Raw genomic sequence first — 22,642 nt, 5'->3', positions numbered from 1 at the left:
AGGCCGGCGGGGATTCGTGCGACCGACACGGGTCTCACACCGTTTTGAGCCCGTATCTGATGAACATTCTCCTGCTCGGTTCCGGCGGCCGCGAACATGCGCTGGCGTGGAAGATTGCCGCGTCCCCGCTGGTTACGAAGCTCTGGTGCGCGCCGGGCAATGCCGGCATCGCGCGCGAGGCCGAGTGCATCGCGCTCGATGTCGCCGATCATCCTGCGGTGATCGAGTTCTGCCGGCGCAATGCGGTCGATCTGGTGGTGGTCGGCCCGGAGACACCGCTCACTGCCGGGATCGTGGACGACCTTGCCGCTGATGGCATCAAGGCGTTCGGGCCGAGCAGGCAGGCCGCGCAGCTCGAGGGCTCGAAGGGCTTCACGAAGGATCTGTGCAGCGAGTTCGACATTCCGACCGGCGCCTATCGCCGCTTCGACAATGCCAACGACGCGCTCGCCTATGTCCGCGCCCAGGGCGCGCCGATCGTGGTCAAGGCCGACGGGCTCGCCGCCGGCAAGGGCGTCGTCGTGGCGCAGACGCTGGCTGAAGCGGAAGCCGCTGTTGCGATGATGTTCGACGGCGCGTTCGGCTCGGCCGGCGCCGAGGTCGTGATCGAGGAGTTCCTCTCCGGCCGCGAGATCAGCTTCTTCGCGCTGTGCGACGGCGAGACCGCGATTCCGCTCGCGACCGCGCAGGACCACAAGCGGGTGTTCGATCACGACAAGGGGCCGAACACCGGCGGCATGGGCGCCTATTCGCCGACGCCGTTCGTGACACCGGAGGTGCACGACCAGATCATGGCGCGGATCATCCTGCCGACGGTCGCCGGGATGAAGAGCCGCGGCACGCCGTTCAAGGGCGTGCTCTATGCCGGCGTGATGCTGACCGCGCAGGGTCCAAAACTGTTCGAATACAATGTCCGGTTCGGTGATCCCGAGTGCCAGGTGCTGATGCTGCGGATGATGTCGGACATCGTGCCGGCGCTGCTCGCCTCGATCGACGGGCAATTGAAGAATTTCGATCTGCGCTGGTATCCGGACCCGGCGCTGACGGTGGTGATGGCGGCCAAGGGCTATCCCGGCGACTACGCCAAGGGCACGCGGATCGATGGTCTCGATGACGCCGGCAAGGTCGAGGGCGTCGAGATATTCCACGCCGGCACGGTGGCGAAGGATGGCGCGGTTCTCGCCAATGGCGGACGGGTGCTGAACGTCTCCGCGATGGGCAAGACCGTCACCGAGGCGCGCGACCGCGCCTATCAGGCCGTCGACCGCATCAAATGGCCGGACGGATTCTGCCGCCGCGACATCGCCTGGCAGGCGGTGGAGGCGGAGCAGGGGCGCTGACCTCCGCTCGTCATGCGCGGGCTTGACCCGCGCATCCATCACCTTCGGAAGAGTCTCTTCCTGCGATGGATTGCCGGGTCAAGCCCGACAATGACGATGGTGCGTAGTTACAGCAGATCCCCGCCCGCCGCGCTCGCGGTGGTGCCGTGCTCGCGGAACGCCTTGATGACGTTCTTGCCGATCTTCCACTTGTGCACTTCATCAGGGCCGTCGACCAGCCGCTGCGAGCGCACCTGGGTGTACCATTTCGCCAGCGGCGTATCCTGGCTGAAGCCGAGCGCGCCGTGCAGCTGGATCGCGGTGTCGATCACCTTGTGCACCATGTGGGCGTGGAAGATCTTGGCGATCGAGTTTTCCTGGCGGATGTCGAGGCCCTTCTCGGCCTTGTAGGCGATGTGCAGCAGCATCAGTCTGCCGATATAGAGCTCGCTGGCGCAGTCGGCGAGCATGAACTGCACCGCCTGGCGGTCCGCCAGCAACTGGCCGAAGGTCGAGCGCTTGGTGACGTGCGCTGCCGCCATGTCGAGCGCGCGCTGCGCCTTGGCGACGTTGTGCATGCCGTGCCGCAGCCGGCCGTAGGCGAGGCGGTGCTGGCCCATGTTGAAGCCGTTGCCTTCGCCGCCGAGCAGATTGTCGGCCGGCACCTTGAGGTCCTTGATCTCGATCTCGGAGTGGCCGCCATGGATCACGTCGTCATGCGGACCCTCGATCGCCATGTTGGCGACGTTGCGCTTGATGCGGTAGCCGGGATTGGGCAGCTCGACGATGAAGGTCGAATATTGCTTGTGGCGTGGCGCATTCGGATCGGTCTTCGCCATCACCAGCGCCATGTCGGCGACGCTCGCCGACGAGGAGAACCATTTCTCGCCGTTGAGGATGTAGTTCTCGTTGCCGTCCTTCACCGCCGTGGTCTGCATGCCGGTGGCGTCGGCGCCGGCGGCCTTTTCCGTCATCGAGAAGCAGATCCGCTTCTCGCCGTTCAGCAGCGGTTTCAGGAATTTTTCCTTCTGGTAGTCGGTGCCGTGCGCCAGGATCGTCATCATCGAGGCGTCGTCGGGCCCTTGCGTGTTCATCGAGAGCGCGCCGAGCATGCTCTCGCCGAGCTCCATCTGCACCAGCGCATTGGCCAGCGGGCCGAGGCCCATACCGCCATACTCCTTCGGCACGAACGGGCACCACAGGCCCTGTGCGCGGGCCTTCTTGCGCAGCGGTGCCAGCACCTCGGCAAGCGGCTTGGTGTCGAGTTCCTTTTCCGCCGGAATGCACTCGTCGTGCACGAATTTGCGAACCTTCTCGCGGATCGCCTTGGCTTCGGCGGGGATTTCGAAATCAATCGACATGGCACTTCCTCGTTTCGTGTTGTTGTTGGCAGGACCTCAGGATGGCATAAACCAGGCCAGCGGTAACGCCGAACAAAGTTTGAAGCACGGCGCACGCGGCAGGGAAGGGAGCCACCGATGCCTGATCTCGCTGATCTTTTTCCCGGCTATGAATCGAAATGGATCAACACCTCGCAGGGCCGCATCTTCGCCCGCGTCGGCGGCAAGGGCCCGCCCTTGCTGCTGCTGCATGGCTTCTCCTCGACCCATGTGATGTGGCACACGGTGGCGCCGAAGCTCGACGACAAGTTCACGCTGATCATCGCCGACCTGCCGGGCTACGGTTGGTCCGACATGCCCGACAGCGACAAGGACCATACGCCCTACACCAAGCGGGCCTGGGCCAAGACCATGATCGAGGCGATGGAGCAGCTCGGCCATGTGCATTTCGCGCTCGCCGGCCACGATCGCGGTGGCCGGGTGTCGTATCGTTTGGCGCTCGATCATCCCGGCCGGCTGTCGAAGCTCGCGGTGCTCGATATCGCGCCGACCTATGATTACTGGCAGAAGCTCAATCGCCTGTCGGCGCTGAAGATCTACCATTGGGCATTCCTGGCGCAGCCTTATCCGCTGCCGGAGACGCTGATCTCCAACAATGGCGAATTCTTCCTCAAGGAGAAGATGGCGAGCCAGACCCGGACCAGGACGCTGGAGGCGATCGATCCGCGGGCGCTCGCGCATTATCTTGCGCCGTTCCGCGATCCCGCCCGCATCCACGCGATGTGCGAAGACTACCGCGCCGGCGCCTATGCCGATTACGAGATCGACAAGGCCGATGTCGATGCCGGAAAGAAGATCACGATCCCGATGCTGGCGCTGTGGGGCGATGCCGGCGTCGCCAGTGCCGCGACGACGCCGCTCGACACCTGGAAGAATTGGGCCACCAACGTGAGCGGCGCGCCTGTCGCGTCGGGGCATTTCCTGCCCGAGGAGGCACCCGACGCGACGGCGAAACTGCTGCGCGAGTTTTTCCTGGCTGCTTGATGCGGCTCCGTTCACCGTCATCCTGAGGAGCGCGCATCGCGCGCGTCTCGAAGGATGCACGGCCCGGCCGGTGGCCGTCGATCCTTCGAGACGCGCTACGCGCTCCTCAGGATGACGGGATCAATATTTTGCATGCTGAGAGCTTTGTAGCTCCACCCGGGCTACGGGAGCGTCAGCGCCGCTCTCTGAAAAATTCGCGCAGCAGCCGCGCCGCCTCGCTCTCTCCCACCGCGCCATAGACCTCCGGCACGTGGTGGCAGGTCGGCTGGGCGAAGAATCGCACGCCGGACTCGACCGCGCCGCCCTTGGGGTCGGCGGCGCCGTAATACAGCCGGCGGATGCGGGCAAAGGAGATCGCGCCGGCGCACATGGTGCAGGGCTCTAGCGTGACGTAGAGGTCGCAATCGACCAGCCGCTCGGTGCCGATGGCCTCCGCCGCCTGCCGGATCGCCAGGATTTCGGCATGCGCGGTCGGGTCGCGATCGGTCAGCGTCCGGTTGCCGGCGGTGGCGATCACCTCGTAGCCCCGCACAATGACGCATCCGATCGGAACTTCTCCCGATTTTCCGGCATTTTCGGCCGTTTTCAGCGCCAAATCCATGAAAGAAGGGGCCGACATGCCTCGTATCATCGGAAGAAACCTGCTAGTAGCGTCGCCTTCAGCAAAAGTGATTGCCGGTTTTGCGTCAAACGCTGCCACGAGGGCGCGTACGGCCCGGTGACCTTTGCACCCCAATTGAACGTCCAGCGAGAACATTCATGCCCCGCGACAGCGACAAAAACAACGATTCCCGCGGCCGGCGTGATCGGCCTGGCGGTGGCCAAGGCCGCGCCGGCGGGAGCAAGGGCCGCTCTGGCGCCGCCCGCGGGCCGGACAAGAAATTCGCCAAGCGCGGTTTTGGCGGCAAGGACTTTGCCGGCAAGGGCGATGGCGAGAAGCGGCCTTATCGCGGCGATCGCGAAGACCGTCCGCCGCGCCGCGATTTCGGCGACAAGCCCCGATTCAGCCGTGACGGCGACCGTCCCCGCGGAGATCGCCCTTTCCGTGATCGTCCGCCACGCGACGGCGACGGTGAGAAGCGCACCTTCAAGCCGCGCGGCGACCGGCCGCGGTTTGACCGTGACGGCGATGGCGAAAAGCGTTCGTTCAAGCCGCGCGGTGACCGCCCGAACTACAACCGCGATGACCGCGGGCCGCGCCGCGATCGCGACGATGCCCGCCCTGCCGGACGGTCTTCCGACCGCAAGTTCGCCGACCGCAAGCCTTACGCGCCGCGCGACCGTGATGGCGAGAAGCGGCCCTATACGCCACGTGGCGAGCGATCGTTCGGCGACCGTCCTTCGCGCGACGGCGACCGGCCCGCGCGGAAATTCGGCGGCGACAGCAAGTTCAAGCGCGATGGCGACCGTGGTCCGCGCAAGGACTTTGGCGATCGGCCGCCGCGCGGAGAGTCCAAGCCGTGGCAGAAGCGCGAGGGCGGCTCCGATCGTCCAGAGCGCGGTTCGCGCCCGTTCCGCGACGGCCCGCGCAATTTCGACAAGCCGCGTTACGACAGGCCGCGCGATGATCGTGGCGGCGACGAGCGTCCGCGCTTCTCGCGGTCGCGCGACGATCGCGAGCAGGGTGATCGGCCGAAGTTCAGCCGGCCGCGCTGGGATCGCGACAATGAAGGTGGCGGCGATCGCCGCGACAGCCGTCGTCGCGAGCGGCCCGAAGGCCGCACCGACTGGCAGGAGCATCGGCGCAGCGAGGGTCGCTTCGGCGACCGGCCGCGCCGGGACAATGAGGACGACAGCAAGGTGTTTGCGAAGCGTCCGGCCTTCGGCGGCCGCGGTGCTTATCGCGAGCGCTCCTACGACGATCGCCGCGAGCGTCCCGAGCCGAAGCCCAAGAAGGCAGGCGAACGCATCGCCAAGGTGCTGGCGCGCGCCGGCCTCGCTTCGCGCCGCGATGCCGAGGAGATCGTCACGCAGGGGCGCGTCACAGTCAACGGACGCGTGATCAACTCGCCGGCGCTCGATATCACCGACAATGATGTCGTGGCGGTCGACGGCAAGCCATTGCCGCCGCGCGAGCGGACCCGGCTGTTCATGTATCACAAGCCGCGCGGGCTGATGACGACGCATGCCGACCCTGAGGGACGGCCGACCGTGTTCGACAATCTGCCGGAAGGCTTGCCGCGGCTGATCTCGATCGGCCGACTCGATTTCAACACCGAGGGCCTGCTGCTGCTGACCAATGACGGCGGGCTGGCGCGGACGCTGGAGCATCCCGACACCGGATGGCTGCGCCGCTACCGCGTGCGCGCGCATGGCGAAGTCACCCAGGCCCAGCTCGACCAGCTCAAGGACGGCGTCGAGGTCGACGGCGTCAAATACGGACCGATCGACGCGACGCTGGAGCGCGACCAGAGCTCCAACGTCTGGGTGGTGTTCGCGATCCGCGAGGGCAAGAACCGCGAGGTGCGCAACGTGATGGCGCATCTCGGGCTCGAGGTGAACCGTCTGATCCGGATCTCCTACGGCCCGTTCCAGCTCGCCGAGCTCGAGGAGGGCAAGGTCGAGGAGGTCAAGACGCGGGTGCTGCGCGAGCAGCTGGGCGAAAAGATCGCCAAGATCGCGGGCGCGGATTTCACGCGGCCGGAGCAGCGTGATGCCGGCGGCGGCGACGATGCGCCCGCCAAGAAGCCCAAGGCCAAGCGCGAGACGATCAACGATCGCAAGGGCCGCCGCGTGCTGGTGCAGCGCACCGGCAGCGACGAAGCCCGGGCGCGCAACGAGGACGAGGCCAACGGCTACGGCCCGCCGCGCCGTCCCAAGCGCGGCTATCACGGCAAGCGCGATCTCAAGCCGCGGGACGAGTAACGGTCGATGCGTGTCGTCGGGGGCAGGCTGAAGGGCCGCAATCTTGCGTCGCCGTCGGGCCGCGAGATCCGGCCGACCGCGGACCGCCTGCGCGAGTCCGTGTTCAATATCCTCGTGCATGCCTATGACAATCCGATCGAGGACGCCCGCGTGCTTGATCTGTTTGCCGGCACCGGCGCGCTTGGCATCGAGGCGGCCTCGCGCGGTGCCAGGTTCACGCTGTTCGTCGACAATGGCGCCGAGGCGCGCGCCTTGTTGCGCAACAATGTCGAGTCGCTCGGCCTTGGCGGCACCACCAAGGTCTATCGCCGCGACGCCACCGATCTCGGACCGGCGCACCCGGTCGAGCCGTTCTCGCTGGTGTTTCTCGATCCGCCCTACGGCAAAGGTCTCGCAGAGAAAGCGCTCGCCTCGCTGCGCGACGGCGGCTGGCTGACGCCAGGCGCACTGCTCGTGGTGGAAGAGGCAAAGACCGCTTCATTCGCGGCGCCCGAGGGCTTCGAGGAGCTCGAGCGGCGGGCATATGACGACACGGAGTTCGTGTTCTTGCGATCAGCCGCCACACCTTAATCTGTCGTCCCTGCGAAAGCAGGGACCCATAACCACGAATGCGCATTGTGAAAGCGCGCTGTGGCTCCAGCCTTTGTCAATGGATGCCTTCGTGGTTATGGGTCCCGGGTCGCGCTTCGCTTGCCCGGGACGACGGGATAGAGACAATCTCCGCCCGGACAGCTTCTCGATAACGCTCAGGTTCAGCTCGAGCGGCGGCGTATGACGACACGGAATTCGTCTTTCTTCGCGAGAAAGTGTAGGGCGAACCAGCGTCCCCTGACCTTATGCTGGGCTCCGGAAGGAGCCTGTCATCGGGCCGCGCGACGCGCGGAGCCGTCGGGCTCATCCACCATACGACCGATTCATGGTGTTCGGGGCGAACCATGGCCGATACTCTTGCCGAACTCGCAACTCAGCTGGAGATGCGTGTCAAGGATCTGCGCGGCACGCGCGACCACGCGGCGCTGCTTGCCGCTGCGCGCGATGCCGGCGATCAGATTGAGCGCCGTCGCGGTACGCTGGATGGCGACGCGCACGAAGCACTCAAGGTGGTGCAGCGGATGACGTTCAACGCCGCGGCTGATTGCTGGCCGGGCTGGAGCGTTCCGGACGAGCCGATCAAGTCGGATCATCTGTTGGCGGCGCGCGACCTTGCAGAGCGTTCGCTGGATCTTGTGCAGGAGCTGGGGTTCGGGCCGTTGCGGCTCGGAACGGGCGCCTGGCTGGTGGGCGCCTTCGATCTCGCGCTTGGCCGATATGACGAGGCGATCGACATCTTTCGCGGTGCGCGGCAGAACTATGTCGACGCGAGCGCGCCCGGTCTGGTGCTGCTGACGGACGGCTATGTCGCGATCGCGCGGCAATTGGCCGGGGATCAGGCCAATGGTGAAGATCTCGATCAGGTCTGCAAGCGGATCGCGGCCGGCGGGTTCGAGGATGGCGATGAATGGATCGCGCAATTGCGCATGGCACTGGACGTTTTCACTCGTCAGAATTCGTAGGATGGCCCTGTCGTCCCTGCCTAGTGCGCAATTGCGCACGGGAGCAGGGACCCATAATCACAAATGTGCATTGCAGAAGCGCGCAGTGGCCCCGGCTTCTCTCAAACCAGACTTCGGTGGTTATGGGTCCCGGGTTGCGCGGAGCCTGTCATCGGGCGGCGCGCTGCGCCGACCCGTTGGCTTGCCCGGGACGACGGGGATAGAGACTACCGCCGCCCGAACAGCTTCTCGATGTCGCTCAGCTTCAACTCGACATAGGTCGGCCGGCCGTGATTGCACTGGCCGGAATTCGGGGTGTCTTCCATCTCGCGCAGCAGCGCGTTCATCTCTTCCGGCTTGAGGCGTCTGCCGGCGCGGACCGAGCCGTGGCAGGCCATGGTGGCGGCGACATGCATCAGCCGGCGCTCCAGCGGCAGCGCCTCGTCCCATTCCGCCATGTGTTCGGCGAGGTCGCGCAACAGCCCGGCGGCATTGGCCTTGCCGAGCAGCGAGGGCGTCTCGCGCACGGCGACCGCGCCGGGGCCGAAGGACTCGATCGCGAGCCCGAACGACGCCAATTCCTCGGCGCGATCGAGCAGTTTCTCGACGGTGGCCTCGTCGAGCTCGACGATCTCGGGGATCAAGAGGATTTGCCGTTGCACGCCGTTCTTCGCCAGCGAAGCTTTCAGTCTCTCATAGACGATGCGTTCATGTGCGGCGTGCTGGTCGACCACGATGAGGCCGTCGCGGGTCTGCGAGACGATGTAGGTCTCATGGATCTGAGTGCGCGCGGCGCCGAGCGGCCGGTCGAGCAGGTCAGGCGCGGGCGCGGCTTCGAAGCGGACATCGGCGGTCGGCGCGCCGACATCGAAGGCGGCCTGTCCGGGCTCGGCGAAGGCGGCTGCGGCCGCGCCTTCGAAGCCGCGCATCGGACCAGCCGGATAGGACGGCGAGCTGCGCCAGTCCCAATTGCCCGGGCGCGGCGGCGTGAAGGCCGGACGGAACGCCTGTAACGTCGCGCCGTCGGCGGTGTTGGCCGCGGTGCGCCTGCCCTCGCGCGCCAGGCCCTCCTTCAGTGCGTGCACGATCAGCGCGCGCACCAGGCCGGCATTGCGGAAGCGCACCTCGGTCTTGGCCGGATGCACATTGGCATCGACCTCTTGCGGATCGCAGGTCACGAACAGCGCCACCACCGGATGGCGGTCGCGCGGCAGATAGTCGGAATAGGCCGCGCGCACAGCGCCGAGGATCAGCTTGTCGCGCACCGGGCGGCCGTTGACGAACAGATATTGCCCGAGCGCATTGGCGCGGGTCAGCGACGGCGCAGCGGCAAAGCCCTCGACCACCACGCCCTCACGCTCGGCGCGCACCTCGATTGCGGAGCTGCGAAAATCCGCGCCGAGGATATCGCCGAGCCGGGTCAGCCGGCCGGCCGCGCCGGGCAGGGCTGCGGCCCAGGTCACTGGCGCGCGCTCTTCGCCGGCCAGGGTGAAGGCAATGTCGGGCCGCGCCATGCCGAGGCGGCGCACCACCTCGCGGATCGCCTCGGCCTCGGTGCGGTCGGTCTTGAGGAATTTCAGCCGCGCCGGCGTCGCGTAGAACAGCTCGTTGACCTCGACGCGGGTGCCCTGGCCGAGCGCGGCCGGCATGATTTCCGACTTCTCGCCGCCCTCGACCGCCAGCGACCAGGCGTGCGGCTCGCTGGCATGGCGCGTGGTGATGCCGAGCTTGGCCACTGCGCCGATCGACGGCAGCGCCTCGCCGCGGAACCCGAGGGTGCGGATGCGCAACAGGTCTTCGTCGTCGAGCTTGGAGGTGGCGTGGCGGTCGACCGCCAACGCGAGGTCCGATCGCGTCATGCCGCCGCCATCGTCGGTGATGCCGATCCGCCGCCGTCCGCCGCCATCGGTGAAGACGTCGATCCGGCTGGCGCCGGCGTCGATCGCGTTCTCGACCAGCTCCTTGACCACGCTCGCAGGGCGTTCGACCACTTCGCCGGCGGCGATGCGGTTGACGAGCTGTTCGGGAAGCTGGCGGACGGGCATGGATTTGCGCGATTGGACGGGGTTCGAGGGCTTCGCACCATTCTAGTCGGCCCGTCGGCCAAATGCATGGGGCAGCCCGGTCATGGCTGCCTTTAGCTGGGGATGGAGCCGGCCTATCGCCTTGAAGACGCTCACCTTCGTGTGTGCGCCGGCTACGTCCTACGTGGCGATTGTGGGGCCCCACGCGCGGGTATATCGTTTAGAAAAATTATAATTCGATCGGGAGGATAGCCATGTGCCATTTGTTCTCGCACCAGCCGCAGCGCAATTACGAATCGCAGACCCGGTCGCTGCGGATCGGCGGTCATTGCACCTCGATTCGGCTGGAGATGTCGTTCTGGGACACGCTGGAGGAGATCGCGGCGAAAGAGGGCATGAGCGTCGCCAAGTTCGTCACCACGCTCTATGGCGAGGTCCTCAACCATCATGGCGAGGTCAATAATTTCGCATCGCTGTTGCGCTGTTGCTGTCTGATCTATCGCTCGCAGAGCACAGCTTCGGTCGCCGAATTCCGGGGGGCGCCTATCCTCGACGCCGCCGAATAGACTTTCGGATTCATCGCAGAGAAAAGCGGCCTTGTCCCGAGAGACAAGGCCGCTTCAGTTTGAGGGACCTAGATCTCCTTGCGCTGCATCGCGCCGGCGATGTGGTCGGCTTGCCGGATCGCCAGCGACACGATCGTCAGCGTCGGGTTGCACGCCGCGCCTGATGTGAACTGGCTGCCGTCGGAGACGAACAGGTTCTTGATGTCGTGGCTCTGGCCGAACTTGTTGACCACGCCGTCGCGCGGCTTTTCGCTCATCCGGTTGGTGCCCATGTTGTGGGTCGAGGGGTAGGGCGGCGTCGGATAGGTCACGGTGGCGCCGACCGCCTCATAGACCGCGGAGCCCTGCTTGTAGGCGTGATCGCGCATCGCGACGTCGTTCGGATGATCGTCGAAATGCACGCTGGCGACCGGCATGCCGAACTTGTCCTTGATCTTCGGGTCCAGCGTGATGCGGTTGGTCTCCTGCGGCATGTCCTCGCCGACCAGCCACATGCCGGCCATCCGCGGATAGCCCTCGATCGCGCTGGTGAAGCTGCGGCCCCAGGCGCCGGGATTGAGGAACGCGGCCATGAAGGGCAGGCCGAGCGACAGCGTCTCCATCTCGTAGCCGCCGACGAAGCCGCGGCTCGGATTGTTCTTCGCCTCGTCACGAATGATGCCGGCCATCGTGGTGCCGCGATACATGTGCACCGACTTCTCGAAGCTCGCATAGACGCTGCCGGTCATGTGCCGCATGTAGTTGCGGCCGACCTGGCCGGATGAATTGGCGAGCCCGTCCGGGAACATGCTGGAGGCACTGTTGAGCAATAGCCGCGGGCTCTCGATCGAGTTGCCGGCGACCGCGACCACGCGGGCCTTCTGCCGCTGAGTCGCGCCGGTCGCATCGGCGTAGACCACGCCCGTGACCTTGCCGGACTGGTCGTGCTCGATCTTGATCACCATGCTGCCGGGACGCACTTCGAGATTGCCGGTGGCTTCGCCCTTCGGGATCTCGGTGTAGAGCGTCGACCATTTGGCGCCCGACTTGCAGCCCTGGAAGCAGAAGCCGATCTGCTGGCAGGAGCCGCGGCCGTCGCGCGGCTCGCTGTTGATCGCCATCCGCCCGGTGTGCACTTCCTTGTAGCCGAGCTTCTTGGCGCCGGCCTCCATCACCTTGAAGTTGTTGTTGCCGGGCAGTCCGGGGATGCCGTTGGTGCGGGTGACGCCCATCTTGTCCTCGGCCTTGGCGTACCATGGCTCCATCTCGGCGAGCGTGATCGGCCAGTCCAACAGGTTGGCGCCGGGGATGCCGCCATAGGCCGACTTGATCTTGAACTCGTGCTCGTCGAAGCGCAGCGACGCGCCGGCCCAATGCGTGGTCGAGCCGCCGACCGCCTTCACGATCCAGGCCGGCAGGCCCGGAAAGTCCTGATGGACGCGCCAGCTGCCCGATGTCGAGCGCGCGTCGGACCAGGCGAGCTGGGTGAAGCTGTCCCATTCATCGTTGATGAAGTCCTGGTTCTCGATACGCGGGCCGGCTTCCAGGATCACGACCTTGATGCCCTTCTGCGCCAGCTCATTGCCGAGCGTTCCGCCGCCGGCACCGGAGCCGACGATCACGACAACGCCGCTGTCATTCAGATCGAATTTTGCCATTGTGTCCTCCCGAGCGTTCGTTGTCCGGTTCAAGCCTTCGGCAGCCAGTCGATATCGGCGAAGCCGCGCTTGATGTAGCCGCCATGCTCGGCGGAGGAGCCCTCGTAGCCGAACCTCGGCCACACCTCCTTGTTGTTGTAGAGCGAGACGATGAGGTCGCCGCGGATCTTCTGGAAGAACGCGCTTTGCTCGATCTGCTGCAGCAGCGCGATGCGATCGTTTTCCCAGGCGACCTGGGCGTAAGGCATCTTGTGGCGGTCATTGGCCGCCTGATCGAGCCGCGCGACGCCGTCATTGATCAGTGATTTGACCGCCGGATCCTTGGCCGCCTTGTCATCCCACGGCTTGACCGCCGTGATGTAGTAGCTGTCGCCGAGGAAATCGTGCGGATAGATGTCGCGCGCCACCTTGAGCAGCGTCTTCATCGTTGCCGGCGTCAGCGTACCGGCCTCATCGGCCCATGCATCGGTGATGCCGAGCCCGGTCGAGGTCGCGATCGCGACTGCCGGCGCGGTGACGGCCGCGCCCTTGAGAAACACACGCCGGTCATATTTGTTGCGTCGATCGATTTCTCTCATGATTTCCTCCGTAAGATTTTTGTTTTGATTGCCATGCTCTAGCCGAAGCGCCCGCCGCGCTGGATCACCTCGATCTTGTAGCCGTCGGGATCTGCGACGAAGAAGAAGCGCGCCAGCGTCTTGCCGTCATGCTTGAAGTCGCGCAGCGGCCCGGGCGACAGTTTCTCCTGCTCGAAGCGCGCGTGCTCGGCATCGACGTCGTCGACGATGACGGCGAGATGGCCGTAACCGTCGCCGAGCGTGTAGGGCTCCTTGCGATCGAAATTGACCGTGAGCTCGACCTCGAACGGCGAGGACGGATGACGCAGATAGATCAGCGCAAAGTCTGGAAAGCGCAGATTGTCCGCAATCTCGAGGCCGAACGCGCGACGATAGAAGTCGAGCGCCTTGGCCTCGTCGAACACGCGGATCATCGAATGCACAGGCTTTGCCATTCAGTTCAATTCCTTCAGATAGGCGATGATCATGGCGCGGGTTTCCGGCTTGGCCTGGCGGTAGGCCATCACGGCGCCGGGGATCAGCTCTTGCGGATTGGTCAGCCAGGCATCGAGCTTGGCGTCGTCCCAGACGAAATCAGCCTTGGCGAAGCCTGCGGAATATTTGAAACCGTCAGCCTTGCCGGCATGGCGGCCGACGATCTTGAAGAGCGACGGTCCTTGCCGCACGGGATCCGACGTGTTTGACGTGTGGCAGGTCGCGCATTGCTGCTTGAACAGCGTCGCCCCATCGGGCGGCTTGGCGGTGGGCAGGGGCATCTGCGCGCTCGCGATTTGCACTGCAAGCATTGCGCTGCAAAATCCCAGCGCCATCGTCGTGCTTGCCGTCCATCCTGCGCGCAGTTTTGTCATATACATCACCGCCTTTGTGCGATGACTGTAGGAGGCTGAAATCGGCCGTTGGTAGTAGCGGGCTGTTTCACAGCAGAACAAAGCTGGGCGGTGTTCTGGCGCGGAACCGTTGGTTGCCGCATATGCGGAAGACAAATCCGCAAAATGACCGCGAAATCCCTGCACGATCACCACACGACGCAGCTTGCATTGCGTGTGCGCCGTTTGCGGAAATTTAGTCTCGCACGATGGGGTTTAGGGTCGGCGCTGCAAACGGCGCACACCTGCGCCGCTCCGTCCATCGTCAATCAAAGTCCAGGAGAAATGGATGACGTTTGCAAAAACCAGCGTGCTCGCCCTTGCCATCTCGGCCGTGATGGCCGGCCCCGTCCTGGCACAGGGAACGGCCACCCCGAATACCCAGCTTCGCGGCGGTGCAACGGGCAGCGGCACCATCCAGCAGGGCGGCGGCATGTCCGGCAGCGGCGACGAGGAAATGGCGGCGCAGCCGACTTCGCCGACGCAGAAGAGCGGCACCAGCGCCAAGTCGGGCAGCAAGGGCACGGTCGGCAGCAGCAGCGGCCACGCGACGTCACCGAAGTCCGGTGGTTCCGAGATGGCGCCTGGAGCGAAGAAGTACTGAGCGCTTTCGGATTCCGGATGCAGCGCCGCGTGTGCGCTGCATCCGAGGTTCCTTAGTCGTCGAAACGACGGCTGCCGCGGCCGGCCTTGATGTCGCTGCGGCGTTTCTTGCCTTCGAGCCGGCGCTGCTTGGAGCCGAGCGTCGGCCTGGTCGGCCTCCGCGGTGTCGGCCGCACCATCGCTTCCTTCAACATCTCGAGCAGCCGTTCGATCGCATCGGCCCGATTGCGTTCCTGGGTGCGAAAGCGGAACGCCTGGATCACGATCACGCCGTCCTTGGTCATGCGGCTGCCGGCGAGCCGCGCCAGCCGCTGCGCCGCGTCCGGCGGCAGCGCGATCTTGTGCGTGTCGAAGCGAAGCTGCGCCGCGGTCGAGACTTTGTTGACATTCTGCCCGCCCGGACCGGAGGCACGGACGAAGACAATCTCAATGTCGTTCTCGTCGATCGAAAGGTCGCGGGACACCCGCAGCATGACGTCACCCGGTGGAGGGAAGAATCGGCAGGCCGCAGGATAGCGGGTTTGTGCTGGGCGTGCTTGGGCTGCGTGGACACAGCGTTGATTACGTCGGTGGCCGGAGTGTGCGGCCACCCCTCTCCCCAACCCTCCCCCGCACGGGGGGAGGGAGCCCTCCGCCGGTGCGTTCCTGACGATCGAAGCGCTAGCCAAATCGAAGCATCGCGCCAATCGAAGCATCCGTGCCAGTTGTGACACGCCGTGAGGTGAGCACGCCTCTTAGGCTCCCTCCCCCCTTGCGGGGGAGGGTTGGGGGAGAGGGGTGGCCACAACGATGGTGTGAAGGAAGTGGCGCGCGCCGAGGGCGCGTTAGTTGGCCGCCTTCGGCGGTGCCGACGCCGGTTGCGCGGCGGCTTGCGGGGCGCGGCCGACGATCACGGTGAGCAGACCGTCGCCCCAGAGCTTCTTGGACACCCGCTTGACATCGTCGAGCGTCACCGCATCGACGATGGCGCTGCGCTTCTCGATGTAATCGATCGGCAGCTTGTCGAGCTGATATTGCAGCATCGCCTGTGCGAGCTTCGAGGAGGTGTCGAGCGCCAGCATCTGCGAGCCCTTCAGATAGGACTTCGCCTCGTCGAGCTCCTGCTGCGTCGGGCCCTGCTCGGCAATCCGGCGGACTTCCGCATCGATCGCATCGACGGTCTCGCCGGCGCGGTCGGCGCGGGTGCCGGTGTTGCCGATGAACAGCGCGGAGTGGTCCATCCAGACCAGCGCTTCGTACACCGAATAGGCCAGCCCGCGCTTCTCGCGCACTTCCTTGTAGAGCCGCGACGACAGTCCGCCGCCGCCGAGAATGTGGTTCACCACATAGGCCGCCATGAAGTCCGGGTCGTGCCGGTTGATCCCGGGCCCGCCGAAGGTGACGACGGTCTGCGGCACGTCGAGCGGGATGAAGGCGCGTTGCGGCGGCTTGGTGACCACGACGTCGGCAATCGGTGTCAGCTCAGCCTTCGCCGGCAGGCCGCCGAAGGTCTTGTCCAACAGCTTGCCGAGCGTATCGGGATCGACGTCGCCGACCACGGCGATGCGCAGCGTGTCCCTGGCGATGATGCGGCGGGTATAGTCCTTCAGGTCCGATATCTCGATGGTCGGCACGCTTTCCAGCGTGCCGGTCGCCGTCCGGGCATAGGGATGATCGCCGAATGCGAGCTCGAGGAACTTGCGGCCGGCCAGCGAGGACGGATTGGTCGATTCGCGGCGCAGGTTCGAGATCACCTGGGCGCGGATCCGTTCGACGTCCTTCGGCTCGAAGTGCGGCGAGCTCAGCGCCATCCGCAGCAAATCGTAGGCTTCGTCCTTGTTGTCCTTGAGCATGCGCAGCGAGCCGCGGAATTGATCGCGGTTCGACTGGAAGCTGAGCTCGATGGCGCGGCGCTCGAGCCGCTCATGATAGGTCTTGGAATCGAGATCGCCGGAGCCCTCGTCGAGCAGGTCGGCGACCAGATTGCCGACGCCGGGCTTGCCGGGTGGATCCTGGCTGGCGCCGCCGCTGAAGGAATATTCCATCGCGATCAGCGGCACGGTCGCATCCTGCACGAACCACGCCTCGATGCCGCCGGGCGAGACCAGCCGCTGGATCTTGGCCGCGGCCTGCGAGGGGGCCGATGTCAGCGCCAGCAGCGCGGCGCTGGCGCTCGCGATCAGCGCCGCACGGCGGGTGAGGGAATAGGTCACGAGCGCTTCTCCTCGCGTTTCGGCGCAGTATCCTTGATCAGATAGCCGGTCACCGACCGCTTCTTGTCGAGCCAGGTGGCGGCAGCGGCGCGCACCTGATCGGCGGTGACGGCGCGAATCCGGTCCGGCCAGTTCCTGATGTCGTCGATGCTGAGCCCGGTGGTCAGCGCGCCGCCATACCAGCGCGCCAGCGTCGCCTGGTTGTCCTGGGCGTAGATCGCTTCCGCAATCAGCTGGGTCTTGACCCGTTCGAGGTCCTCGGCGCGTGCGGGGTTCTGCGCCAAATCGGCGATCACCTTGTCGACCGCGTCCTCGATCTGCGCGAACTCGACGCCCGGCTTCGGCGTCACCGAGATCGAGAATTGCGATGGATCGAGCGCGGTGCCCTGGTAGCCCGCGCCGGCCGAGATCGCGAGGCCCTTGTCGATCACCAGCGTGCGATAGAGGTAGGAGTTGGCACCGCCGCCCATCAATTGCGCGAGCACATCGAGCGCCTGGCTCTCGCCGGCTGCCGCCGTCGTTGCCGAGGGCACCAGGTAATAGCGGCGCAGGCTCGGCTGCTCGACGCGCGGATCCGACAGCGTCACGGTGCGCGGCGCAGCCGGCGTCGGCTCCTGCGGCCGGACGCGCTTCTCGGCAATCGCCTTCTGCGCCGGGATCGGACCGAAATTCTTCTCGACCAGCGGGCGGATATCCTTGACGTCGACGTCGCCGGCGATCACCAGGATCGCGTTGTTCGGCGCGTAGAAGCGGCGATAGAAGGCGAGCGCGTCCTCGCGATCGAGCTTCTCGATCTCCTGGTGCCAGCCGATCACCGGCCGGCCATAGGGATGGTTGAGATAGAGCGCGGCCATGATCTGCTCGGTGAGCCGCGCATCCGGGTTGTTGGCGACCCGCATGTTGTATTCTTCGAGCACCACGTCGCGCTCGGGCAGCACGTTCTCGTCCTTGAGGATCAGGCCGGTCATGCGGTCGGCCTCGAACTCCATCATGGTGGGCAGCTGCTCGCGCGGCACGCGCTGGAAGTAGCCGGTGTAGTCGGTCGAGGTGAAGGCGTTCTCGTTGCCGCCGACGCGCAGCACGGTCTGCGAGAACTCGCCGGCCGGATGCTTGGCGGTGCCCTTGAACATCAGATGCTCGAGGAAGTGGGCGAGGCCCGATTTGCCCGGCGTCTCGTCGGCCGAGCCGACCTTGTACCAGATCATCTGCGTCACGACCGGCGTGCGGTGATCGGGGATCACCACGACCTGCAGGCCGTTGTCGAGTGTGAAGCTGGCGGGGCGTTCCGAGGTGACGGTGGTCTGGGCGCGGAGGCCGGCGCCCGACAGCGGGAGTGTTGAAACAAATGCGGCAGCGAACAGGGCAATCGATCGGCGAGAGCGCATCATGATCCTTGTGAAAGCCCGGACGCACGGCCGGGGGGCGAAAGCAGGCCATCGTACACGGTCGTGCCCGTGCCCGTTGTCACGAAGCGGAGAAAGCGCCGTCCCCTCGCATTAAGCTTTGCTCATGTCAGGCTCCGCCGAAGCAGGCCGGGCAATCACTCGAGCGGCTTTCCGGTCATGACGTCGTATTGGCCTTCTTTCCCCTTCGGCATCATCGGTCCGGTGCCATAGGCGAAGCCTGACGACGGCGTCTGATAGCCGGGCGGCGGCTCGGTCAGGGATTCGCGCGTCGGCTCGCCCTTGAACGGCTTGGACTCGCTGCTGTTGCCCTTGAACACGCCGAGCAGGCCGCCGGTGTAACCGAGCTGGCTCGGCATCAGCGACGGATTGGTGGTCACGCCGGGCTCGACCGGTTCCTTGCGGCCGTCGGTGGCCGTCTGCTGCTTGCGGCCAGCCTCGATCTCGGCCGGCGTCAACGCCACCGCCGACTGCCACGGCTCCTTCTTCACTTCCTTCTTACGCGCCGCGATCGCAGCCTTGCGCGCGGCGATATCGGGGTCCTTCGGCCAGTTCGGCGCGTTGACCTGGGCGGCCGAGGAGGGCGGCGGCAGATCGAGCTTCGGCGGCACGACCAGCGGTGAACGTTCGCGATAGTCGATGCCCTTGCTGGCCGCGCTCTTGGCGCCAAGCCCGGTCATCAGATTGTCGACGATCCGCTCTTCGAAGGTCAGTCCGTCATCGCCGTCATCGTCATCGTCGCCGGCGCGCACGGGGCCTGCCGTCATGACCAGGCCGATCCCGGCCGCGACGAACGCCAGTCGCAGGCCGCGCATCAGCGGCAGCCGGGACGTCTCGATCAGGTAACCGCGGGTTTTGGTGTTGCGCATCGCGCTATTCCCATCTCAAAATTCGCCAAGGCGATCACTGGCTTAGCGCGCAGTTCCGCTGGGTGCAGGTCAACCGCCGACCGGCTGATATCGGCCGGGATCAGGGCGCTTTTACGGCGGGGGTCCCCATCACGGAATCATACAGTAGGGCGGCCACACCAGCAACGATCGCCACGTCGGCGAGGTTGAAGATGTACCAATTGAAGGTTTTTCCACCGATCTCGACGTGAAACAGGGCAAAATCGACCACCGCGCCATAGGCGAAGCGGTCGATACCGTTGCCGATGGCACCGCCGATGATCAGGCCGAGCGAAACTGTCGCAAGCCAGGTCCGCGACCGGGCCATCCAGATCGCCAGTGCGACCACGGCAGCGGCCTTGATCACCATCAGCAGGATCTGGGCGGACGGGGTCTCGCTCTGGAACCAGCCAAAGCTGATGCCGGGATTCCAGGCCAGCACCAGGTCGAAGAACGGCGTCACCCGCACCGGGGCGCGATGCACGATGTCCAGGATATGGAGCAGCCAGAGCTTGGAGGCCTGGTCGGCGATCAAGGTGATGACCGCCGCCAGCACACCGGCGCGAACGGGGGAATTCATCGGAGTTCCACCAAAGGTATCGTCCCGGCGAAGGCCGGGACCCATACGCCGTGCCGGGTATTGTTTGAATGACTCGGAGTCATCAACCTCAGTCCATTCTAGACAGCGGTGGTTATGGGTTCCTGCTCCCGCGCGCAATTGCGCACTAGGCAGGGACGACGGCTAGGCCGTGCCCCCCAGCGCCTTCCATTCGCGCAGCGCTTGCGCGTCGCGCGGCGAGACGTCGGGATACTCGGGATCCTCGCCGACCGTCGGCAGGATCTTCCACGAGCGCGCGCATTTGGTGCCGACCGCCTTCTCGACCACCACGGCAACGCCCGGCACCGCATCGAGGCGGAAGGCGTTCGCTGGCGCCTCGCCCTCGCGCACCTCGTAGTTCGAGGTGATGCAGACCTCGGCGAGGTCGATGTCGAACAGCGTGGCCAGCATCTCGCGGTCGGCGACGTAGATCACCGGCGAGGCCTCGAGCGACGAGCCGATTCGCTTGGCGGCGCGTTCGAGCTCCAGCGCGCCGGTGACGACGCGGCGGACGTTGCGGATGGTCTCCCATTTCGCGGCGAGCGCGTCGTCGCGGAATTGCTCGAGACCTTCGGGGAACAGCGTGAGGTGCACCGAGGGCTCGGCATTCGGCCGGTACATCCGCCAGGCTTCGTCTGACGTGAAGCTCATGATCGGCGCCAGCCATTTCAGGATCGCGTCGCAGAGCAGGTCGATCGTGGTCAGCGCCGCCTTGCGCGCCACCGAGGACGGCGGATCGCAATACAGCGTGTCCTTGCGGATGTCGAAGTAGAACGCCGACAGCTCGGAGTTCATGAAGGCCGCGAGGCTTGCGACCACGGTCTTGTAGTCGAACGCGGCATAGGCCTGACGGATGGTCTCGGCATGGCCGGCCAGTTCGTGCAGCATCAGCCGCTCGAGCTCGGGCATCTCGGCAAAGCCGACCTTCTCGGTCGGCTTGAAGTGATGCAGCGTGCCGAGCATCCAGCGGATCGAGTTGCGCAGCTTTCGATAGGTCTCGATGGTGTTCTTCAGGATCTCCGGGCCGATGCGCTGGTCGTCGGCATAGTCAGTGGCGCAGACCCACAGCCGCAGGATATCCGCGCCCGAATCCTTGATCACCTTCTGCGGCTCGACCGTGTTGCCGAGCGACTTCGACATCTTGCGGCCGTTCTCGTCGAGTGTGAAGCCGTGGGTCAGCACGATGTCATACGGCGCGCGGCCACGCGTGCCGGCGCTTTCCAGCAGCGACGAGTGGAACCAGCCGCGATGCTGGTCAGAGCCTTCGAGATACATCACGGTGTCGTTGCCGCCGTCGATCTTGCGGACGATGTTGCCGAGCTGCGGGAAGTTCTGGCGGTCTTCCAGCACGAAGGCGTGGGTGGAGCCGGAATCGAACCAGACGTCGCAGATGTCGTCGACCTTCTTCCAGTTCTCCGACGCGCGGCTTCCGAGGAAGCGCTCACGGGCGCCGTCCATGTACCAGGCGTCGGCGCCTTCCTCCATGAACGCCTCGGTGATGCGCTGGTTGACGACCTCGTCCTGCAGGATCTCGGCCGAGCCGTCAGCGTTCTCGCGCACGAACACCGCGATCGGCACGCCCCAGGCGCGCTGCCGCGAGATCACCCAGTCCGGGCGGTTGGCGATCATGCCGTTGATGCGGTTCTCGCCGGCCGGCGGCACCCATTGCGTGACCGAGATCGCGTGCAGCGCGCGGGCGCGCAGCGTGTCGCCCTTCTTGGCATGGCCGTTCTCCGCGATGGGCTTGTCCATCGCGATGAACCATTGCGGCGTGTTGCGGAAGATCACCGGCTTCTTGGAGCGCCAGGAATGCGGATATTGGTGCTTGAGCCGGCCACGTGCCAGCAGCTTGCCGGCCTCGATCAGCGCCTTGATCACGGCCTCGTTGGCGTCGCCCTTCTCGCCCTTGTCGTTGAGCACGCGCTTGCCCGTGAAGCCCGGCGCCTGCGCGGTGTAGGCGCCGTTCTCGTCGACCGTGTAGGGGATCGCCGTCGAGATGCCGCGCGCATCGAGCTCGCGGGTGTTGGCCGTCCAGACGTCGAAGTCCTCGCGGCCGTGGCTCGGTGCGGTGTGCACGAAGCCGGTGCCGGTGTCGTCGGTGACATGCTCGCCGTCGAGCAGCGGCACGGTGAATTCGTAGCCGCCGCCGAAGCCGCGCAGCGGATGGGCGCATTCCACCGCATCCAGCGTGTCGCCGGGGATATCCCGGACCTTCTCATAGGACGTCACGCGCGCCTGCTTGAACACCTCGTCGGCGAGCGCATCGGCCAGGATCAGGAGATCGCCGGTCTTGGCCCAATTGTCCGCGGGCGCATCCGTCACCTTGTAAAGGCCGTAGGCGATCTTCGGTGAGAACGAGATGGCCCGGTTGCCGGGCAGCGTCCACGGCGTGGTGGTCCAAATCACCACCGAGGCATTGGCGAGCGCGCCATGCGCCGGCGAGGTGACCGGGAATTTCACCCACACCATGTCGGAGGTGTAATCCTCGTATTCGACCTCGGCTTCGGCGAGCGCGGTCTTCTCGACCACGCTCCACATCACCGGCTTGGAGCCGCGATACAGCGTGCCGTTGGCGGCGAACTTCATCAGCTCGCGGGCGATCTGCGCCTCGGCCGGATAGCTCATCGTCTGGTAGGGGTGGTCCCAGTCGCCGATGATGCCGAGCCGCTTGAACTCCTCGCGCTGCACGTTGATCCAGTGCGTCGCATAGGCGCGGCATTCCCTGCGGAACGCGACCATCGCGGCGGAGTCGCGGAAGTCGGGCTTCTGCTTGCCCTTGGAGCGGTAGTTCTCCTCCTCGATCTTCCATTCGATCGGCAGGCCGTGGCAGTCCCAGCCCGGCACGTAGTTGGAGTCGAAGCCGAGCATCTGCTGGCTCTTGGTCACGACGTCCTTGAGGATCTTGTTCAGCGCGTGGCCGATATGGATGTTGCCATTGGCGTAAGGGGGGCCGTCATGCAGCACGAATTTGGCGCGGCCCTCGGCTTCCCGGCGGAGCTTGTCGTAGAGGCCGATGTCGTTCCAGTATTTCAGGATTTCCGGCTCGCGCTGGGGCAAGCCGGCGCGCATCGGGAATTCCGTCTGCGGCAGGTAAAGGGTCTTGGAATAGTCGTTAGCGTCGGTCTTTTGCGGCTTGTCGGACATGAAAGCTCTGATTTGGCAGGTGCGGGCGCGGATACGCGATCAAT

Annotated in this window: 20 protein-coding genes; 7 read left to right on the top strand and 13 right to left on the bottom strand. The window is 65.6% G+C overall.

Translation table 11 applies throughout. From position 1 onward, the window contains the following. Nucleotides 1–59: 59 nt before the first annotated feature. The gene (purD, locus tag JQ616_RS01520; RefSeq protein ID WP_212011695.1) at nucleotides 60–1,340 is read left to right on the top strand and encodes a phosphoribosylamine--glycine ligase; all 1,281 of its coding nucleotides are present in this window, start codon (nucleotides 60–62) and stop codon (nucleotides 1,338–1,340) included. Between the two features lie 107 nt (nucleotides 1,341–1,447). On the opposite strand, the gene JQ616_RS01515 is transcribed toward purD, so the two are convergent. Next, a complete protein-coding gene (locus JQ616_RS01515; protein ID WP_212011693.1) occupies nucleotides 1,448–2,680 on the bottom strand; it encodes an acyl-CoA dehydrogenase family protein in 1,233 nt (410 codons plus the stop codon). A gap of 117 nt (nucleotides 2,681–2,797) precedes the next feature. Between JQ616_RS01515 and JQ616_RS01510 the strand changes: the two genes are divergently transcribed. Further along, a complete protein-coding gene (locus JQ616_RS01510) occupies nucleotides 2,798–3,703 on the top strand; it encodes an alpha/beta fold hydrolase (RefSeq protein ID WP_212011691.1) in 906 nt (301 codons plus the stop codon). 172 nt (nucleotides 3,704–3,875) lie between these two features. On the opposite strand, the gene JQ616_RS01505 is transcribed toward JQ616_RS01510, so the two are convergent. Continuing rightward, complete coding sequence (locus tag JQ616_RS01505) at nucleotides 3,876–4,334, bottom strand: nucleoside deaminase (protein ID WP_074132507.1); 459 nt, start codon at nucleotides 4,332–4,334, stop codon at nucleotides 3,876–3,878. 128 nt (nucleotides 4,335–4,462) lie between these two features. On the opposite strand from JQ616_RS01505, the gene JQ616_RS01500 reads away from it, so the two are divergent. The 3 genes from JQ616_RS01500 to JQ616_RS01490 all read left to right on the top strand — a co-directional run bounded on the left by JQ616_RS01500 (nucleotide 4,463) and on the right by JQ616_RS01490 (nucleotide 8,121). Continuing rightward, complete coding sequence (locus JQ616_RS01500; RefSeq protein WP_212011689.1) at nucleotides 4,463–6,568, top strand: pseudouridine synthase; 2,106 nt, start codon at nucleotides 4,463–4,465, stop codon at nucleotides 6,566–6,568. Between the two features lie 6 nt (nucleotides 6,569–6,574). Next, nucleotides 6,575–7,138 carry a 16S rRNA (guanine(966)-N(2))-methyltransferase RsmD gene (gene rsmD / locus JQ616_RS01495; RefSeq protein ID WP_212011687.1) on the top strand — a complete coding sequence of 188 codons (564 nt, stop codon included), beginning with the start codon at nucleotides 6,575–6,577 and terminating at the stop codon, nucleotides 7,136–7,138. A 266-nt stretch (nucleotides 7,139–7,404) separates the two neighbouring features. Next, the gene (locus tag JQ616_RS01490; RefSeq protein ID WP_212011685.1) at nucleotides 7,405–8,121 is read left to right on the top strand and encodes a hypothetical protein; all 717 of its coding nucleotides are present in this window, start codon (nucleotides 7,405–7,407) and stop codon (nucleotides 8,119–8,121) included. Nucleotides 8,122–8,327: 206 nt separating this feature from the next. On the opposite strand, the gene mutL is transcribed toward JQ616_RS01490, so the two are convergent. Next, the gene (gene mutL / locus JQ616_RS01485; protein WP_212011684.1) at nucleotides 8,328–10,145 is read right to left on the bottom strand and encodes a DNA mismatch repair endonuclease MutL; all 1,818 of its coding nucleotides are present in this window, start codon (nucleotides 10,143–10,145) and stop codon (nucleotides 8,328–8,330) included. Between the two features lie 233 nt (nucleotides 10,146–10,378). Between mutL and JQ616_RS01480 the strand changes: the two genes are divergently transcribed. Further along, a complete protein-coding gene (locus tag JQ616_RS01480; RefSeq protein WP_212011683.1) occupies nucleotides 10,379–10,690 on the top strand; it encodes a ribbon-helix-helix domain-containing protein in 312 nt (103 codons plus the stop codon). 68 nt (nucleotides 10,691–10,758) lie between these two features. Here the strand turns inward: JQ616_RS01480 and JQ616_RS01475 are convergent, their stop codons facing one another. Genes JQ616_RS01475 through JQ616_RS01460 form a run of 4 tightly spaced genes read right to left on the bottom strand, consistent with a single transcriptional unit; the run spans nucleotide 10,759 to nucleotide 13,660 of the window. Then, nucleotides 10,759–12,327, bottom strand: a complete 1,569-nt coding sequence (locus JQ616_RS01475; protein ID WP_212011682.1) for a GMC family oxidoreductase — start codon at nucleotides 12,325–12,327, stop codon at nucleotides 10,759–10,761. A 29-nt stretch (nucleotides 12,328–12,356) separates the two neighbouring features. Continuing rightward, on the bottom strand, nucleotides 12,357–12,905 hold the full coding sequence (locus tag JQ616_RS01470; RefSeq protein WP_212011681.1) for a gluconate 2-dehydrogenase subunit 3 family protein: 549 nt from the start codon (nucleotides 12,903–12,905) through the stop codon (nucleotides 12,357–12,359). A gap of 38 nt (nucleotides 12,906–12,943) precedes the next feature. Continuing rightward, the gene (locus JQ616_RS01465; RefSeq protein WP_212011680.1) at nucleotides 12,944–13,339 is read right to left on the bottom strand and encodes a VOC family protein; all 396 of its coding nucleotides are present in this window, start codon (nucleotides 13,337–13,339) and stop codon (nucleotides 12,944–12,946) included. Continuing rightward, nucleotides 13,340–13,660 carry a c-type cytochrome gene (locus JQ616_RS01460; RefSeq protein ID WP_212013086.1) on the bottom strand — a complete coding sequence of 107 codons (321 nt, stop codon included), beginning with the start codon at nucleotides 13,658–13,660 and terminating at the stop codon, nucleotides 13,340–13,342. A 400-nt stretch (nucleotides 13,661–14,060) separates the two neighbouring features. Here JQ616_RS01460 and JQ616_RS01455 point away from each other — a divergent pair, with 400 nt between their 5' ends. Next, nucleotides 14,061–14,375 carry a hypothetical protein gene (locus tag JQ616_RS01455; protein WP_212011679.1) on the top strand — a complete coding sequence of 105 codons (315 nt, stop codon included), beginning with the start codon at nucleotides 14,061–14,063 and terminating at the stop codon, nucleotides 14,373–14,375. A 52-nt stretch (nucleotides 14,376–14,427) separates the two neighbouring features. On the opposite strand, the gene arfB is transcribed toward JQ616_RS01455, so the two are convergent. The 6 genes from arfB to ileS form a co-directional block, all read right to left on the bottom strand. Next, nucleotides 14,428–14,847 (bottom strand): alternative ribosome rescue aminoacyl-tRNA hydrolase ArfB, encoded by a 420-nt coding sequence (gene arfB / locus JQ616_RS01450; protein WP_212011677.1) that lies wholly within the window; start codon nucleotides 14,845–14,847, stop codon nucleotides 14,428–14,430. Between the two features lie 351 nt (nucleotides 14,848–15,198). Then, the gene (locus JQ616_RS01445) at nucleotides 15,199–16,566 is read right to left on the bottom strand and encodes a M16 family metallopeptidase (RefSeq protein ID WP_212011675.1); all 1,368 of its coding nucleotides are present in this window, start codon (nucleotides 16,564–16,566) and stop codon (nucleotides 15,199–15,201) included. After that, nucleotides 16,563–17,954 carry a M16 family metallopeptidase gene (locus tag JQ616_RS01440; protein WP_212011673.1) on the bottom strand — a complete coding sequence of 464 codons (1,392 nt, stop codon included), beginning with the start codon at nucleotides 17,952–17,954 and terminating at the stop codon, nucleotides 16,563–16,565. The genes JQ616_RS01445 and JQ616_RS01440 overlap by 4 nt, the downstream gene beginning before the upstream one ends. 152 nt (nucleotides 17,955–18,106) lie before the next feature. Beyond that, nucleotides 18,107–18,838: a hypothetical protein gene (locus tag JQ616_RS01435; protein WP_212011671.1), complete on the bottom strand. Its 732-nt coding sequence runs from the start codon at nucleotides 18,836–18,838 to the stop codon at nucleotides 18,107–18,109. A gap of 100 nt (nucleotides 18,839–18,938) precedes the next feature. After that, nucleotides 18,939–19,436 (bottom strand): signal peptidase II, encoded by a 498-nt coding sequence (lspA, locus tag JQ616_RS01430; RefSeq protein WP_212011669.1) that lies wholly within the window; start codon nucleotides 19,434–19,436, stop codon nucleotides 18,939–18,941. Nucleotides 19,437–19,598: 162 nt separating this feature from the next. Next, nucleotides 19,599–22,598: an isoleucine--tRNA ligase gene (gene ileS / locus JQ616_RS01425; protein ID WP_212011667.1), complete on the bottom strand. Its 3,000-nt coding sequence runs from the start codon at nucleotides 22,596–22,598 to the stop codon at nucleotides 19,599–19,601. Nucleotides 22,599–22,642 lie beyond the last annotated feature (44 nt).

Source organism: Bradyrhizobium tropiciagri, assembly GCF_018130545.1.
In the GTDB taxonomy this organism is placed as follows: domain Bacteria; phylum Pseudomonadota; class Alphaproteobacteria; order Rhizobiales; family Xanthobacteraceae; genus Bradyrhizobium; species Bradyrhizobium tropiciagri_A.
Note: the sequence above shows the minus strand (reverse complement) of the source record. Positions and strands in the feature narration are given on the sequence as shown.

What these genes read in the sequence shown, in the direction of transcription:
- purD (WP_212011695.1), top strand. Translation starts at nt 60, where the DNA reads ATGAACATTCTCCTGCTCGGTTCCGGCGGCCGCGAACATGCGCTGGCG.
- JQ616_RS01515 (WP_212011693.1), bottom strand. Translation starts at nt 2,680, where the DNA reads ATGTCGATTGATTTCGAAATCCCCGCCGAAGCCAAGGCGATCCGCGAG.
- JQ616_RS01510 (WP_212011691.1), top strand. Translation starts at nt 2,798, where the DNA reads ATGCCTGATCTCGCTGATCTTTTTCCCGGCTATGAATCGAAATGGATC.
- JQ616_RS01505 (WP_074132507.1), bottom strand. Translation starts at nt 4,334, where the DNA reads ATGATACGAGGCATGTCGGCCCCTTCTTTCATGGATTTGGCGCTGAAA.
- JQ616_RS01500 (WP_212011689.1), top strand. Translation starts at nt 4,463, where the DNA reads ATGCCCCGCGACAGCGACAAAAACAACGATTCCCGCGGCCGGCGTGAT.
- rsmD (WP_212011687.1), top strand. Translation starts at nt 6,575, where the DNA reads ATGCGTGTCGTCGGGGGCAGGCTGAAGGGCCGCAATCTTGCGTCGCCG.
- JQ616_RS01490 (WP_212011685.1), top strand. Translation starts at nt 7,405, where the DNA reads ATGCTGGGCTCCGGAAGGAGCCTGTCATCGGGCCGCGCGACGCGCGGA.
- mutL (WP_212011684.1), bottom strand. Translation starts at nt 10,145, where the DNA reads ATGCCCGTCCGCCAGCTTCCCGAACAGCTCGTCAACCGCATCGCCGCC.
- JQ616_RS01480 (WP_212011683.1), top strand. Translation starts at nt 10,379, where the DNA reads ATGTGCCATTTGTTCTCGCACCAGCCGCAGCGCAATTACGAATCGCAG.
- JQ616_RS01475 (WP_212011682.1), bottom strand. Translation starts at nt 12,327, where the DNA reads ATGGCAAAATTCGATCTGAATGACAGCGGCGTTGTCGTGATCGTCGGC.
- JQ616_RS01470 (WP_212011681.1), bottom strand. Translation starts at nt 12,905, where the DNA reads ATGAGAGAAATCGATCGACGCAACAAATATGACCGGCGTGTGTTTCTC.
- JQ616_RS01465 (WP_212011680.1), bottom strand. Translation starts at nt 13,339, where the DNA reads ATGGCAAAGCCTGTGCATTCGATGATCCGCGTGTTCGACGAGGCCAAG.
- JQ616_RS01460 (WP_212013086.1), bottom strand. Translation starts at nt 13,660, where the DNA reads ATGCCCCTGCCCACCGCCAAGCCGCCCGATGGGGCGACGCTGTTCAAG.
- JQ616_RS01455 (WP_212011679.1), top strand. Translation starts at nt 14,061, where the DNA reads ATGACGTTTGCAAAAACCAGCGTGCTCGCCCTTGCCATCTCGGCCGTG.
- arfB (WP_212011677.1), bottom strand. Translation starts at nt 14,847, where the DNA reads ATGCTGCGGGTGTCCCGCGACCTTTCGATCGACGAGAACGACATTGAG.
- JQ616_RS01440 (WP_212011673.1), bottom strand. Translation starts at nt 17,954, where the DNA reads ATGATGCGCTCTCGCCGATCGATTGCCCTGTTCGCTGCCGCATTTGTT.
- JQ616_RS01435 (WP_212011671.1), bottom strand. Translation starts at nt 18,838, where the DNA reads ATGCGCAACACCAAAACCCGCGGTTACCTGATCGAGACGTCCCGGCTG.
- lspA (WP_212011669.1), bottom strand. Translation starts at nt 19,436, where the DNA reads ATGAATTCCCCCGTTCGCGCCGGTGTGCTGGCGGCGGTCATCACCTTG.
- ileS (WP_212011667.1), bottom strand. Translation starts at nt 22,598, where the DNA reads ATGTCCGACAAGCCGCAAAAGACCGACGCTAACGACTATTCCAAGACC.